The sequence below is a fragment of the Streptomyces sp. NPDC031445 genome, from assembly GCF_055581365.1.
In genome coordinates this window covers 132,911-146,829 of record NZ_JBVIJO010000005.1, presented here as the reverse complement: position 1 = coordinate 146,829, position 13,919 = coordinate 132,911, and the positions used below count along the sequence as shown (strand labels likewise).

The 13,919-nt window shown below is 69.5% G+C and carries 13 protein-coding genes; 2 read left to right on the top strand and 11 right to left on the bottom strand.

What is annotated here, in order from left to right; all coding sequences use genetic code 11:
• Positions 1 to 44 precede the first annotated feature (44 nt).
• The 9 genes from ACZ5DC_RS15775 to ACZ5DC_RS15735 all read right to left on the bottom strand — a co-directional run bounded on the left by ACZ5DC_RS15775 (position 45) and on the right by ACZ5DC_RS15735 (position 5,832).
• Complete coding sequence (locus ACZ5DC_RS15775) at positions 45 to 338, bottom strand: hypothetical protein (RefSeq protein WP_468653036.1); 294 nt, start codon at positions 336 to 338, stop codon at positions 45 to 47.
• A gap of 13 nt (positions 339 to 351) precedes the next feature.
• A complete protein-coding gene (locus ACZ5DC_RS15770) occupies positions 352 to 660 on the bottom strand; it encodes a hypothetical protein (protein WP_468653035.1) in 309 nt (102 codons plus the stop codon).
• Positions 661 to 828: 168 nt separating this feature from the next.
• Positions 829 to 2,907, bottom strand: a complete 2,079-nt coding sequence (gene traB, locus ACZ5DC_RS15765) for a plasmid transfer protein TraB (protein ID WP_468653033.1) — start codon at positions 2,905 to 2,907, stop codon at positions 829 to 831.
• Positions 2,908 to 2,924: 17 nt separating this feature from the next.
• Positions 2,925 to 3,470, bottom strand: coding sequence for a plasmid transfer protein TraA (gene traA / locus ACZ5DC_RS15760; protein ID WP_468653031.1), 546 nt, complete (start codon positions 3,468 to 3,470; stop codon positions 2,925 to 2,927).
• A gap of 19 nt (positions 3,471 to 3,489) precedes the next feature.
• Positions 3,490 to 3,987 carry a hypothetical protein gene (locus ACZ5DC_RS15755; protein WP_468653029.1) on the bottom strand — a complete coding sequence of 166 codons (498 nt, stop codon included), beginning with the start codon at positions 3,985 to 3,987 and terminating at the stop codon, positions 3,490 to 3,492.
• Positions 3,988 to 4,035: 48 nt separating this feature from the next.
• Entirely contained in the window at positions 4,036 to 4,377 is a 342-nt protein-coding gene (locus tag ACZ5DC_RS15750) for an RRQRL motif-containing zinc-binding protein (protein ID WP_468653027.1), read from the bottom strand.
• On the bottom strand, positions 4,377 to 5,207 hold the full coding sequence (locus ACZ5DC_RS15745) for a DUF2637 domain-containing protein (protein ID WP_468653537.1): 831 nt from the start codon (positions 5,205 to 5,207) through the stop codon (positions 4,377 to 4,379). Before ACZ5DC_RS15745 ends, ACZ5DC_RS15750 begins: the two co-directional genes overlap by 1 nt.
• A gap of 50 nt (positions 5,208 to 5,257) precedes the next feature.
• The gene (locus ACZ5DC_RS15740; RefSeq protein ID WP_468653025.1) at positions 5,258 to 5,572 is read right to left on the bottom strand and encodes a hypothetical protein; all 315 of its coding nucleotides are present in this window, start codon (positions 5,570 to 5,572) and stop codon (positions 5,258 to 5,260) included.
• Complete coding sequence (locus tag ACZ5DC_RS15735) at positions 5,569 to 5,832, bottom strand: DUF6284 family protein (protein ID WP_468653023.1); 264 nt, start codon at positions 5,830 to 5,832, stop codon at positions 5,569 to 5,571. Before ACZ5DC_RS15735 ends, ACZ5DC_RS15740 begins: the two co-directional genes overlap by 4 nt.
• 790 nt (positions 5,833 to 6,622) lie before the next feature.
• On the opposite strand from ACZ5DC_RS15735, the gene ACZ5DC_RS15730 reads away from it, so the two are divergent.
• Positions 6,623 to 7,381: a GntR family transcriptional regulator gene (locus ACZ5DC_RS15730; protein WP_468653021.1), complete on the top strand. Its 759-nt coding sequence runs from the start codon at positions 6,623 to 6,625 to the stop codon at positions 7,379 to 7,381.
• On the top strand, positions 7,293 to 8,027 hold the full coding sequence (locus tag ACZ5DC_RS15725; protein ID WP_468653019.1) for a GNAT family N-acetyltransferase: 735 nt from the start codon (positions 7,293 to 7,295) through the stop codon (positions 8,025 to 8,027). The genes ACZ5DC_RS15730 and ACZ5DC_RS15725 overlap by 89 nt, the downstream gene beginning before the upstream one ends.
• 2,970 nt (positions 8,028 to 10,997) lie before the next feature.
• Here ACZ5DC_RS15725 and ACZ5DC_RS15720 read toward each other — a convergent pair.
• Together ACZ5DC_RS15720 and ACZ5DC_RS15715 are read right to left on the bottom strand one after the other, a co-directional pair.
• Positions 10,998 to 11,753: a DUF5677 domain-containing protein gene (locus tag ACZ5DC_RS15720; RefSeq protein ID WP_468653017.1), complete on the bottom strand. Its 756-nt coding sequence runs from the start codon at positions 11,751 to 11,753 to the stop codon at positions 10,998 to 11,000.
• 350 nt (positions 11,754 to 12,103) lie between these two features.
• Positions 12,104 to 13,861 (bottom strand): dolichyl-phosphate-mannose--protein mannosyltransferase, encoded by a 1,758-nt coding sequence (locus ACZ5DC_RS15715; RefSeq protein WP_468653015.1) that lies wholly within the window; start codon positions 13,859 to 13,861, stop codon positions 12,104 to 12,106.
• Between the last annotated feature and the right edge of the window lie 58 nt (positions 13,862 to 13,919).

Genomic DNA, 13,919 nt, shown 5'->3' with positions numbered 1-13,919 from the left:
GCGGCCCCGGTTCTTGGCGGAATGGGGGGCCGCCCTCGGCGTAGCTAGAAGGGCGGTTCGTCGCTGTAGCCGCCGGGCGCCCACGGGTCACGGCCGGTGTCGCGGCGGCGCAGCCACCAGGGCCGGCGCGGGAGGGGCAGCAGGACCCGGCGGCGGGTCTCGTCCCAGCAGGTGCAGGGCTCCCAGTCGGTGCCCGCGCACTCTCCGGTCTCCGGGTCGCCGTAGTCGCGGTTGGTGCCGCCGTCCCCGCCGCACTTCGGGCAGTTGGGGCGGGGGGTGTCGGTGAGGATCAGGGCCCGGCGGGGCCAGTGCGTGAGCTGGATGCGGAGTCGGATCACGGGTGGTCTCCTGTCAGCGCTTGGAGCCGAAGAGCTTGACGGTGATGCCGCCGACGCTGATCGGGCCGGTCGCGGCGGCGATGGACACGGCGGTGTGGACGGCGAAGTCGAGCAGGGCCAGCAGCGCGGCGATGGTGGCGAAGATGCCGATGGCACCGGCGCCGGCGACGGCGAGCGGGTACAGGAAGTGGCGGAGGGGGCGGCCGGTGCCGTCGGTGGTGTGGATGACGATGACGACCGGCTGTCCGGTGGCTTCGGCGCGGCGGTAGGCGTCGGCGGGGATGTGTGGGGTGATGATCCCCGGCGGGTCGCGGTGCGGCATGGCGTGGCTTCCCTTCGAGTGAGCCGGCGGGCCCGCGCCGACGTGGCGCGGGCCCGCGGTTGGGTGTCAGGGCCGGATGCGAGACGGGGTGTCACGGGGGTGTCAGGGGCGCGTGACAGTCCGTCTGCCTAAGGGTTTGGGTGTCAGGGTCCGTGACGGTGTCAGGTGTCAGGCCGCGGCCAGAGTAGGGACGATGCGCCAGCGGCCGGTGCTGTTCGTGGGCTCCAGCCGGCCGTCCATGGCGGCTTCCTTCAGCCGGGCGGACACCCACGGGCGGGAGAGGTTGTTGCGGTCGCACCAGTCCATGAAGTCGACCGGGCCCACGACCATCTGTCCGGCCCGCTCGAACTCCTCCAGGGCGAGCGCGAACAGTTCCCGGGCCTCCTTGGGGGACGGCTTGCGGCCGGTCTCCTGTCCGAAGATCGGCGCGTCGTCGCCGTCCTGGTCGCCGGGCAGTTCGGCGTCGGGGTCGATGCCGGCGTCCTCGGGGTCGACCAGCGGCCCGTACCCCTGCCCGTGTTCGTCGTTCATGGCGTTGTCTCCCTGTACGGCGGTCAGCCGCGGACCGCCCGCGGCGGGGACGGGGTCGGGTGCGGTGCGGCCGGTGTAGGCGCGGCCGGCGACCGCGGTCACCGCGCCGGCCGTGACCGGGTCGGCACTCGCGCCCTCCCGCAGTGCCCATGCCGCGAGTTGTTCCATGAGCGGGACGGCGCGGGCGGGGAAGGCGAAGGTGCGGCCCGGGGAGGGGTGGCGGTCCTCGGGGATGCCTGGGGAGACGACGTAGCAGTAGCCGGGGCGCCGGTTGCCCCACGCGCCGGGGTGGGCGCCGGCGTCGATGACCGCCTCGGGCAGCGAGAACCCTTCGTCGCGGGGGTCGCAGCCGAGCGCGATCACGGACGGCAGGGAGGCCCGGGTACTGGTGGACATCTGGTCGTAGGAGGGGCGCTGGAGGGACACGATCAGGGAGACGCCGGCGGAGCGGGCTTCCTGCGCGATCCCGGTGAACGCGTCGTCGCCGAGGTTGCGCAGGGTGTTCGCCGCTTCCTCGAACCACGCGACCAGGAACGGCATGCCGGCGCACCCGCACGCCCGGCCGGACTGGCAGGAGTGGGCGGGATCGGTCTGGGTGTCGGCGGCGGCGGGGACCCACTGCCGGTAGCCGTGGGCGCCGAGCCAGCGGGTGCGGGCGGGGATGATGGCCTTGACCGCCTCGACCATAACCTCCGTATCCGCCCCGCCCTCCGCGGACCAGTCCATGCCCGGCCGCAGCGGCGCGAAGTCCTGGAACGCCTTCGGGTCCGACACCCACAGCAGCACGTCCCGGCGAGACAGGATCTCCGTCATCAGGTTCAGCGCGGTCTCGCCCTTGCCCGAGCCCGTGCCGCCCGCGATCAGGACGTGCGTGCTGTTCCGCTTGGCCTCCGGGTCGCCAGGGAGCCAGATCACCAGAGCGGAGCCGTCGTCGTAGCGGCCGATGACCAGCGGTTCCGCGATCGAACCGCCCAGGTTCGACGGCCCCTCGTACTCCGCCGGCTGCGCGAGCATGTCCTCCGGGACGATGACCAGCTCACCTCGCCGGCTGGAGTCCGGCGAGGGGTGGTAGCGCACGGCGGAGACGGGCAGGTCCAGCGCGGACGCGATCCGGGCCAGGGCCTTGGAGACGTCGTCGTTGGTCTGCTCGCCCGGCTCCAGCGCCAGCGGCGCGGTGACCCGGTTCGGCTCCACCTTCGCCTGCCCGATCTGCGCACGCGCAAGACCGACCTTCTCCAACAGCCCCTTGTCGCCACTGCCCTGCGGGTCGGCGTCGTTGCGGCGCAGGACCATGCGGACGTTCCACGACAGGGCCACGACGGGCCCGCCCATCAGGAACAGGTCGTCCAGCGGGCCGGTGGTGGGGCCGGCGAGGCAGGCAGCGGTCACCCACGCCGACCCCGCCGCAACGGTGATGGCCGAGTGCAGACGACGCTGCTGACTGGTCGACTTCCCCGCCCACCACGTCGCCCCCGTCAGGGCGACGGAGGCCAGAGTGAGACCGACGCCGGCTCCGGCGGAGGCTTCCCACCGCAACGAGCCCAGCGCCCCGGCCAGACCCGTCCCGGCCCAACCGAGCCAGGGCGGAAGATGCGGCTTCACCCGGTTGAGCAGGTACACGCCCACGCCCCCGCCCGACCCGACTGCGTTGGGGTCGGCGAGGTAGGCGGTCGTCCCTTCGTGGCCGTAGGCCACCGAACGGCTGTTGCGTGCCATGGACAATCACTCCTTCCCTACTGCTGGGCCCAGTTCATGACCGGCTGCTGCGGCCGGCGGGCACGGTGACGGACGCGGTTGATCTCCTCCTCGAATTCCTGCTGGAACGTGGAGTGGCAGGCGGCGGCGTTCTTCGCCGCGTCCCGCAGGGCGTCCGCGGCCCGCTGCATCTTGCGGGCCACCTTCTGGGCCCTGATCCGCGAGCCGAACGCCCGCCCTTCCGGGTCGGGCACGGCAGCCAGGACGCCCTTCATGATCTCGGCGCCCATGGCCACCTCGATGGACAGCGTCACCGCGGCGGCCCGCAGGGCGTTGCAGTACATCCGCACCAGGGCCGGCGAGGAGAAGTCCGGCTCAGGGAGCAGGGCTTCGGCGTGCGGCCGGCGCCCGCCGCCGCTGCCGGCGGGGTGGTGGTTGGTGGTGCGGTTGATGGTGACGTTCACCGGGGGCGCGAACGAGCTGCCCAGTCCGCCGACGAAGCCACCGGCCGCGGCCCCGGCGTTGGCGAACTTGTTCGACTTCGGCACGTTGGCGTTGCCGCCGCGGCTGTTGGTGGAGGCCATTGGTCGACTCCTTCGGGGGTCAGTGGGTGCGGCGGACGATGAGCCAGGCGGTCTGTGCGGTGCCCCCCAGCAGCAGCCACAGCCAGCCGAGCGGGCCGGTGAGCGGACCGAACCCGGCTGCGGCGGCGAGCCAGCCGCCCGCCAGCGTCGCCAGCGCGGCCAGGCCGATGCGCCAGGCGAGGACGGAGCCGGTTCCGGGGCGGCGGCGCTGCATGAGCAGCACCCACACGGCCGGGCCGGTGGCCAGGGCGGCGAGGACCAGGCCGGTCCACGGCGCCATGGTGTGGAGCACGCCGGCGGCGGCGAGGGCGAACATGGCGAGGCCGGTCGGGGCGAGGGCGCCGCGGTGGCGCCACAGCATGCGGCCCACCCATCCGGCGGCCTCCCGGCTGAGGGAGGGCTGCTCGGGGACGACGATCACGAACGGCTGCGCGGCGCGGCGTCCGCGCTGGCGGGGGATGTGGACGGTGTGGACGCCCGCGGCCTTGGCGCCGCGGGCACGGGTACGGCTGGACACAGCGAATCTCCTCGCGGGAGGCAGTCAGGTTGGGGTGTGCTGTGCTGCTCAGGCCGCAGCGGCCTGGTCGTCCGGGAAGGCGCACGGAGTGCACATGCCGAGCGCGACCGGGATCACGTAACCGGCGTCCCGGCGGCACTCCGGGCAGATGCGACGAGCGGTGTTGGCCCTCGCCAGCGCGGCCCACTTGGCCGGGGTCATCGGGCGCACCGGCCGGGCCTGGTCGATCCGGTACAGGTAGGCGACCAGCGGGCCGCCGCGGCGGCGCGGACGCTCGACCTGCGCGGCCACGTCCTGCCCTCCCGGCCGCAGTCCGGCCGCGCGCAGTTGCCGCAGCGTGGCCAGACCGCCAGGGGCCAGTCGCCACGGGTAGACGGGGACGGCAGCCATCACACTGCCGCGGTGTCGACGGCCCGCAGGTGCGGGCGGGAGGGCTCATCCTCGTCTCGTACGGCGAGGATCTGCTTACGCCCCCACGACTCGCTCATACCGAACGCCTCCCCCAGCGCACGGGCGCTGAGCGGGCGGCCCGCCTGTGCGGACTCGGCGTACGCACGGCGTGCGTCCTGCCGCATCCGCTCCAGCTCCGCGTCCTCGAACTGCGCCTGCCGCAGTGCCTCAGCGGCGGACTCCGTCTCGGGTGTGCGGACGGTGTACGGGGCGTGCGGTGCGGGAGTCCGCTCGGCGTCCGCACGGGGTGTGACCAGGGCAGACGGCTCCGAACCGGGCACGCCTGCCGGGGGGTCAGTGATGATCGGCGAGGACGCCTGCTCGGGGTGTGCGGTGGCGTGCGGGGCGGGTGCGGATTCCTGCGCGTCCGGCCCGTACACCGGCTCCGCCGGGGCGACAGTGCGGTGGTGCAGCACCTTGGCAACCAGATCAGAGCCGAAGTAGATCGAGCCGACCGGAAGCGAAGTGGCCAGCAGGACGAGGGCCCAGTTCGCCGGGTCCCAGTCGGCGAGCCTTCCCCAGGCGACCCCGCGCCCATGCAGCTCGGGGACCAGGCCGTGCACGTAGTTCAGAACCAGCGAGGCGGCGGTGTAGGTGCCGAGCACCCGGAGGGCGAACTTGCGGTCGTCGCCGGCCAGGACGAGGGTGGCGACCAGGGCGAGCGCCATGAGCCCGTCGACCACGAACGGGTACAGCGTCGCCGCGGTGGTGTCGGCACCGACCGTGCCGGCGATGTCCCGCAGCGCGTTCCACGAGACCCGGAACGCCATGCCGACCACCGCGACCAGCGCGGCCACCAGGAGGATGCGGCCCTTGCGGTTCACGCTGCGCCTCCCGCTGCCGCCGTGGCCGGGGTGTAGGTGGCGTAGACCTGGAACTTGATTCCGTAGGCGGTCGCCGTGAACTCCAGCGACGGCCGGTCTCCGATCCGGTCGACGACCAGGGCGGCCGGGGTGACGCCCAGCGCCTCCCGCCACGCCTCCACCGCCGCAGGACTGTCGAGCCCCACGCCCAACTCACCCGTGCCGTACTTGCTGACCGTGAGGTAGGCGGCAGGAAGGTCCGGATGAGCGATGGCGAGGGTGGCCAGGTACGTGAGGACGGGCGCCTGCGTGGCCAGAGTCTGGGTGCTCACGCGCCCACCCCCGTGACCACGGTGGACCGGTTGGCCAGCTCCCGCCGCGCGGCCAGCACCCGGCGGCGGGCTCGCCGCAGCCGGCGGGCGTCCAGCTCGCTCGGCGTGCGGTCCAGGCTGATGATCTGCGCGTCGAGCAGGTCGACGTCCGCCAGGATCAGCGGCATCTCCTGCTCGATCGTGTCCAGCTCCGCGTCGGTCGGCTCCATGAAGTCGGCGAACGCGGTAACAGCGTCCTGAACAGTGACGATGTGGTCCATTGGGTCGTGGTTCCTCTCACAGGTGAACGGCCCGAACAGCGGCCCCGGTGTTCCCGCACCGGGGCCGCGCGCCGTTGAAGTCGGAATGTCCGGCTCCCCGCACTCCCGCCCGTACGGACTGTCGCAGTGGACGCGACCCCGGACGGGCGGGAGAGGCAGCCGGCCGCAGCGTCAGGCGCCGCGAGGCCAGAGGCGGACCAGAGATGCGAAGAGGGCGCCGCCGGCCGGTCCGTGAACCGGCGGCGCCCAGGTATGTCGTCGGTTCACACCGACCTCCCGCAGATCGCAGGGACACGGCTTCACTGGCGTTCCGTTGCCACGGAGCGCCGGTCCCGAGCCGGGCACGTCGGGTGCGTCATCGTCACTGCTCTGACGCCAGCAGGGCGGCGCGTACCAGGTGGCACCCCCGGGGTTGACCTCCACGCAATGAAGGGCTGATCCCCAGGACTGTTCTCCAGAGCTGACACGCAGGACAGGACACGTTCACCTGCCACGAAGTGGCCGCCGGCGGCCATCACCCGGGCCGCTACGGAGGCGGGGACTCACACCCCGCCAACTTGGCACTCTGTTCAGTTCTCAAGACAACAACCGCTCACTTCGGACTCACCCCTGCGGGCTTTCCTCTGGGCGACGCATGTACGGCAGAACCGTACGTGACACCCCGTACGACTTGTCTGGAGGAGTGCCGTGGCAAGAGATTGCACGAGCCGCGCTTGGATGGTCAAGCCCCCTGGTCTAACTTGTACGGAGGAGTCGGAGCAGAGGGGTCGCCTTGCCAGTACGACGCGGTATGACGAAGGCTCAGGAAATTGCCTACGACCTGCGGGAACAGATCCAGTCCGGCAGGTTGGCGCCAGGCGAGGCCCTGCCCAGCGAATCAAAGATGATGAGCCAGTACGGCTACAGCCGCGAGACCGTCCGGGCCGGCGTCCGCCTCTTGATTGAGGAGGGCTTGGTCGTCACCGGGCAGGGACAGGGCAAGTACGTCCGCGAGGACTACCCCCCTGTCGTCTGGAACTGGACGACGCTCGAAAGCCGCAGCCGACACGCGAACGCGGTGGAAGGGCGAACCGCCGGCGACCAGTGGGCGAGCGCCATTGCGGAGAACGGGAACGCTCCGCGCCAAGAGATCTCGGTCTCCATCGTCGTGCCTCCGCCGCACGTCCGAGAACGTCTTGGGCTCCCTGCCGACGGCTTGGCCGTGGCACGCAAGCGCGTCCGGTTCATAGACAACCGGCCCTACGCTCTCGCCGACTCGTACTTCCCTCAGGAACTCGTGGTCGGCACGCCCCTGATGGAGCCCCGAGACGTCTCGGCACCCGGCGGCATCCTCGCGTCCCTCGGGCTCGTGCAAGCCAAGTACGTGGACGAAATTTCAGTTCGGATGCCGACTCACCAGGAAGCGGAGCTACTTGGCCTCCCTGCGGCTACTCCCGTGGCAGAACACACCCGAACGGGCTATGACGCGGACGATCGTCCCCTCCGCTGCATGGTCACCATCCTCCCAGGAGACAGGCACAAGATCCTCTATGAAGTCAGTACGGACTGAGTACCTCCGCCCAGCAGCGGCGGAGGACGTACCGGCCCTCTTGGCTCTGCGCGCAGAGGCCGAAGGGTGGCTACGTACCAAGGGCACCGACCAGTGGAGCGATCCGGAGACTGGCGAGCGCGCTATTTCGAAGTGGCGCGCGAGTATAGATGAGGGGAGGGCATGGGTCGCCGTCGGTGAGCGGGGCGAGGTGCTCGCCACCGTCAGCCGCGGCCCCGTGGACCGGGACTTTTGGACCGATGCCGATCGCCCTGAAACAGCCCTGTACCTCTACAAACTTATCGTCGCCCGTGAAGCGTCCGGTCGGCAGCTTGGCACGCGCCTTATTGACTGGATGTCCCGACTTGCCGCCTTGGAAGGGCGAAGCTGGGTGCGCATCGACACGTGGCGTACGAACACCGGGCTACACGCTTACTACGAACGGTTGGGCTTCCAGCACGTGCGCACGGAGGCACCGTCGCACAGGCGCTCGGGGTGGCTCGCTCAACGTCGGGCGGGTGAGCTAACTCTGCCAAATGACCTCTTGGCTGTTGGGTCGCCCGAGAGGCGCGACCGAGATACAGCAGCGTCACCCGAGGTACCGCACCAGCGGGCACAGGCAGGAGCTAACGACGGCATGACAGGTGGGAACGGCACCACACCCTGACGCCAACAGCTTTTGAGTATCCCGCGTCGCGTGTGGCGCGGGATACTCACTCGCTCAATCCGGCTTGAGGTGACGCGGACAGGTCGGCCGGGGAGGCATAGTGTTTGCCGTTACTCGCCAACTCCGCAAGTAACTGGCGCTGCCTCCACGGGGGCGAGGCTGAGCTAGCGGCTCACGGCGTCGCGCTCGCCGACATCCGGAGGGTCCTGGAAGCGCGGCTGGACGGCAAGAGGCTCCCGAAGCCGGCGGATGCCTGGACCCTGGCGACCACCCATCTCGGTGAATTCTTGGCGGAGGCGGAAGCGACGTTTGAGGAGGCGGAGCGTATCGCTGAGGTCCAACGAGAGGCACAGGACGAGCCCTGGTACTAGGTCTAGGACAGGGCACAGAGCTGACGTCCGCTACCTCCCTGAGCGCATCCATCCCACCCGGCTTGCCAGTAGTGCCGGGGGACTGGGCCCTGTCTGGGCCTTCCGAGGACGACCGCCGACGACAGGCAGCGACCAGCACCGCAGCCATCCCTTCGCAGGCCGGGCCAACTGCGTACCCGCTGCCAGGAGCGAATAGGGGCCTATCAGACCTAGGGCTTCACAACGCTGTCGGTAATGTGTAAGTAAAATCTGAGCGTGACGCGATGCAACGCCTCTCAGGATCGGCGTCGCGCTCGGCCGCCGATGCTGGCGCGCGGGTGTCCGTGTGAGTCGGCCACCAGCCAGCCGCCGGGGCGCGCGGCTTTAGGGCTGGCAACTCTTCCACCTGCGCGGCCTTGCGTCCTCAACCGTCCTAAGCATTGCAATGTGATGCTTAGGACGGTTTGTAAAACCATGCAGGTCAGATGCCCACTCTATAGCGACAACAGTCTCCCGTTTGCCGTTGCTTTCGTGAATCAATGCAAAGTGCCGGGATGCGGAAGGGTGCACGCTTGCCTCATTCTGGCCGCGCAGTGGGGCGGTGTGGCCAACGAAAGGCGGCCCCCGATGGTGCGGGAGCCGCCCCTGACCTCATCCGTGTCAGAGAGAAAGGTCAGTGGTGACACTACCTACCGAGCCGCAGGCGTTAACTCAGGGTAGCCCCGCAGGTGCGTCCTCAAGGGCTGATGAAAGGCCGCAGAGGATGGAGAGGAGGCGGCGCTGGCTTGCGCTCGCCAGTCTCGCTGGCCTTGGAGCCGTGGTTACGGTGCTTCTCCTGGTGTGGCCGTCTCTGGCTGCTCCGATCGGAACTGCTACTGCTGTTGTGGCTCTGGTTGTCACGCTGATCTGGCGGCCGGACCGCGAGGGCTTGGCTGGTGTGAGCCGCGCGAGGGCGAACCGTAGATGCCCTACCTGTCGCCGCGTAGACGCAGAGGTGAGGCACGCCACCTCATGTGGCGCTGGGTGGGGTGGCGCACAGTCCGGTGGGGCCCCTGTGGGGCAACTGAGCGACAAAGCGTAAAGCTGCCAGCTCACGGCGTGATGGCCGCGCAGACTGTAAATGGGACGGCTCCTGGCCGTCCCGTGGGCTTCGGTGCGGGGGTCTACGCTGCGGTGCGTGGATGATCTCTTGGGGGGCCAGTGAGTGACCAAGCGTACGAGGACGCCTGTCACGCCTGGCGATCTTCGCTGATGACTCTGTTGGGGGATACCTCACTGCTGGCGCGGTGGCAGGAGCGCCGGTACCAGTTCGCTCACCGCGTGGGAGCCCTACTGACCGAGATGCACGGCGAAAGCGACAGCTCTGTCACTACGGGCCCGGTGCTCTACGGAGTGTTTGCATCAGGTGCAGGGCTTTGCTACGTGGGACAAACGCAGGAGGCCGAACGTCGCCTGCGCGACCTTCCAGTAGGCGAGAGCCATCACCTAGCCAACACGGTGCCACCCGAAGTCTGGGAGAGGGTGGTGCTGATCCGCTGGCCGCTGCTGCTCGCTGAGGCACCACGGTCCGAACAGTTGGAGGTTGAAGCCATGGGCTCCGCGGTCTGCGGACTTGCGCTGGAGCACGCCCTTCAACTGGCAACGGCCCCTCCATTGAACAGCCGCCGGCGGCGCACTTCCGGTGATTGGCAGCCTCGTAACCTTGCGCGCAGCCGTTCCCGCGGTGCCATCCATTCGCAGCGCATACCGGAACTCAGTCGACTGACCCTCGCCGCTTGGAATGCCCTCTCAGAGGCGAAGGTCCCGACAGGGGCAGCGGTAGTTGCCACTGAGGTTGGCCGTGTGGTGTTCCCGTCGGCACTGCACGAACTGCCTGGTAGTAGGTCAGGAGTGGGACCCGTGAGTCCTGACCGAGACGAGACGCAGAGGGAGCCACCCTCGCGCGGCCTGTAAAGGTGCCGCCTAGTTGCAAGAGTCGCAGACACCGGTTGCCGGGAGTTGGACGAAGCAGCCCCGGCATACAGGCGGCGGCTCAGCAGTCTGTGCGCGCCGCCGCTCGATGGTCGCCTGGTATCTGGGAGCGAGGGCGGGCACTCCTCCGCCTGGAGGCAGACTTGCTCCGAATCTCCGGTAGCAGGCGAGCCGAGCCTCAGCGGCATGTCGTTCCCGGTCCAACACCTCGTGCACTGGTGGCTGTCCCGCGACCTCAAGAACTTCCTTGTAGCCCTCGCCCACCATGCCGTCGTCGCTATGTACAACGAGGGCCGTCAGTGGCGGGTCACCTCTTCTGTGGGCTTCGCGGACCACCTTCCCCAGGACCGAACCAATCCAGTACTGCAATGGGGCGCGGGTGTGGATGCCGGATCGCTCTTGGACCTCCGCTCCGAGTTCCTTGTAGGTGATGACCGCGTGGTAGCTGCGCGCCACGCCGACCAGTACCGAGTAAGCCTCCTGAGCCCACTTTTCGCGGGTCTCCTGCGTCCCGTTGTGCGTCACTGCCGCCCCCTGTTCTGATGGCTGCCCGACACGGCCGACCATCGCGTCGCAGCTCAATCCTGCCCGCCAGACAACTGAAGTGTCACTGTGTGGAGCCAGCTCAAAATCTGCCAGTCAGGTGGCGTCAGGAACCAACGGGGCCTTCGTCCTCGATCAGGCCGACCTCCCGGCCGATGCGGTCAAGGTCTGCGGTCCAGGGCCGACCCGCCATCAAGTCGTTGAACGCCTGCATGCCGAGGTGAAGCAGCAGGCAGGCCATGAGCGGCGAACGCTCGCTTGGGTCGGGAGCCTTCCCATACTCCGGCCGTGCGAGCAGTCGCACGGCCTCGCCGGAGTCATCACGGAACGCCTGAGCGGCCGGCAGCCCCGAGTGCGATAGCTGCGTTTCACCGAGCCATACTTCCAGCAGGCCCTTGGTCGCCAGGCTATTCAGCAACTTGCTGGTGTTCGCGTACTGGTTGGCCGCGTTGGGCGTGATGACTGCCGCCGCGACTGCGTCGGCCGACGCAGCTACCTCATCGTCGTACGAAAAGGTATCGCCCTGGTCTATCGCTTTGCGCAGTTTGTCCTGAGTGTGCTGGAGCGCCTTATTCAGAGAATCGACAGCGGCCCCGCCGTCCCTCGCCAGCCATTGAATCTGCGCCATGTACTCGATCATCAAGCGACGATTCGGGGCGGCCTCGTGGCCGAACCCGCTGCGATGAAGCAGCACCACGGCGGACGCCTGGCCGTGCAAGGCTGCCAGCAGGCCCCATCCAACTAGGAACGGCCGTTGGTCTTCCGAAGCAGGGGCGAAGGTCGCCACACCCGATTCCAGCAGCTCTGTCAATGCTTCTAGGCCAGCGATGGCCCGAGCGTTGTCTTGCTCAACCTTCGTCATGGAGGCAAGGGTGCCTGAGCGCAACACCGCAGCGCACAGTGATTAGCGTGATATGCGAGAAGGACAAGATTCCTGTCTTGAGAGACGTCGAACGGTCCGTTGTTCCTCACGATGCTCAGTGGGCGTAAACCGGCGGACCTACGCTTCGTGGGGTAGGCGTGGGGTTGTGTGCCTGGTGGCGGTGATTTTGCCAGGTCAGTCGCCTTGGGCCGCGCGGTCTGTAAATCTGCCGTGGGTCACCTCCGGGCCGTGCCTGGGCCGTTCGAGGGCGGCCAGCGGTGACCGCCGACAACCAACAACGATCAAGAGGGCGCGGCCGACGGCCGCGCCCTCTTGATGTGTCCGCCCAGCTAGACCCAGGTGTCCAGCCACATCCGCGACCGCCACGAGTCGATCGGGATGGCCTGGCCCGTGTAGAGGGGCCAGAAGTAGATGAAGTTCCAGGCGATCAGGAGGACCAGGACGCCCGCCGCCGAGGCGCCGATCACACGGCGGGTGTCGGTCGAACCCCGGGGGCCCAGGATCGCGCCGATCATCATCGCCACCGCCAGGCACAGGAACGGCAGGAAGACGACCGCGTAGAAGAGGAAGATCGTCCGCTCCTGGTAGTGGAACCAGGGCAGGTACCCCGCCGCGATGCCGCAGGCGATGGCGCCGGCCCGCCAGTCCCGGCGGAACGCCCAGCGCCACAGCACGTACAGGATCGCGAAGCAGGCCGCCCACCACAGCAGCGGCGTGCCGATCGCCAGCACCTCCCGCGCGCACTTCTGGCCGGCGTCCACCGGGCAGCCGTCGGCACCGGGGGAGGGGGACTCGTAGAAGTACGACACCGGGCGGCCCAGCACGATCCAGCTCCACGGGTTGGACTGGTACGTGTGCGGCTGGTCCAGGTGGACGTGGAAGTTGTACACCTCGTGCTCGTAGTGCCACAGGCTGCGCAGCCAGTCCGGCAGGAAGGACCAGGTGCCGCCCCTGCCGTCGGTGGCCGCCCAGTTGCGGTAGTAGCCGCCCGTGCCGTCGGCCGGGGAGAGGATCCAGCCCGTCCAGGAGGCCAGGTAGACCACCAGCGCCACCGGGACCGTCGCCAGGAAGGCGCCGCCCGTGTCGTACTTGAGGACGGCGAGGTACGGGCGGCGCGCGCCCGCCACCTTGCGGGTGCCGGCGTCCCACAGGACCGTCATCACGCAGAACGCGGCCAGGACGTACAGCCCGTTCCACTTGGTGCCCACGGCCAGGCCCAGCATCACCCCGGCCGTCCAACGCCACGGGCGCCACCCGAAGCGGAAGGCGTCGGCGACCCGCTCGTCGGGCCGTACCCGCCCGTCAGGAGCGGCCGGCAGCGCGGCGGCCAGCCGCTCCCTGGCCCGGTCCCGGTCGACGACCAGGCAGCCGAACGCGGCCACCACGAAGAACATCAGCACGCCGTCGAGCAGCGAGGTCCGGCTCATCACGAAGTGCAGGCCGTCCACGGCCATCAGCGCGCCCGCCAGGCAGCCCAGGAACGTCGAGCGGAACATCCGGCGGCCGATCCGGCACAGCAGCAGGACGGAGAGCGTGCCCAGCAGCGCCGTCATGAACCGCCAGCCGAACGGGTCGAACCCGAACACCAGCTCGCCCAGCCCGATGACGTACTTGCCGACCGGCGGGTGCACCACGTACGCCGGGTCCGTCGGGATCGCCAGGTGCCCGTGCTGCTGGAGCACCATGTCGTTGGCGCTCTTGCCGTACCGGTCCCAGCTGACCTCGAAGCCGCGGTGGACGAGCGCCCACGCGTCCTTCGCGTAGTACGTCTCGTCGAATATCACCGCCCGCGGGCTGCCCAGGTTCCAGAACCGCATGACGCCCGCCATCAGCGTCACCAGCAGCGGCCCGCCCCAGCCCGACCACCGGGTGAGCCGCTCGGCCAGGAGCGGCGGCACGCCGAGCGCCCGCCACAGCCGGGGGCTCGGCTCGGCGTACGGCGGCACCAGCCGGTCGCGCACGTCGCCCGAGGGCGCGTCCGTGGCCGGCGCGTACCCGAATCGGCGCAGCCGGCGCTGCCACGACGGCCGGCGGTCGTGCGGTGCCTGGTCCTGCCGGAGGTCCATGGAGGACGCGGTAGTGGTCACCGCGCCATCGTAGGGAAACGTCCTGTGCGAGTCCCGCGCATGTGCGGTACCGGTCGGG

Coding starts and splice junctions, on each gene's coding strand:
- traB (WP_468653033.1), bottom strand. CDS start 2,907: ATGGCACGCAACAGCCGTTCGGTGGCCTACGGCCACGAAGGGACGACC.
- traA (WP_468653031.1), bottom strand. CDS start 3,470: ATGGCCTCCACCAACAGCCGCGGCGGCAACGCCAACGTGCCGAAGTCG.
- ACZ5DC_RS15770 (WP_468653035.1), bottom strand. CDS start 660: ATGCCGCACCGCGACCCGCCGGGGATCATCACCCCACACATCCCCGCC.
- ACZ5DC_RS15750 (WP_468653027.1), bottom strand. CDS start 4,377: ATGGCTGCCGTCCCCGTCTACCCGTGGCGACTGGCCCCTGGCGGTCTG.
- ACZ5DC_RS15735 (WP_468653023.1), bottom strand. CDS start 5,832: ATGGACCACATCGTCACTGTTCAGGACGCTGTTACCGCGTTCGCCGAC.
- ACZ5DC_RS15720 (WP_468653017.1), bottom strand. CDS start 11,753: ATGACGAAGGTTGAGCAAGACAACGCTCGGGCCATCGCTGGCCTAGAA.
- ACZ5DC_RS15725 (WP_468653019.1), top strand. CDS start 7,293: ATGACGCGGACGATCGTCCCCTCCGCTGCATGGTCACCATCCTCCCAG.
- ACZ5DC_RS15730 (WP_468653021.1), top strand. CDS start 6,623: ATGACGAAGGCTCAGGAAATTGCCTACGACCTGCGGGAACAGATCCAG.
- ACZ5DC_RS15745 (WP_468653537.1), bottom strand. CDS start 5,207: ATGGCGTTCCGGGTCTCGTGGAACGCGCTGCGGGACATCGCCGGCACG.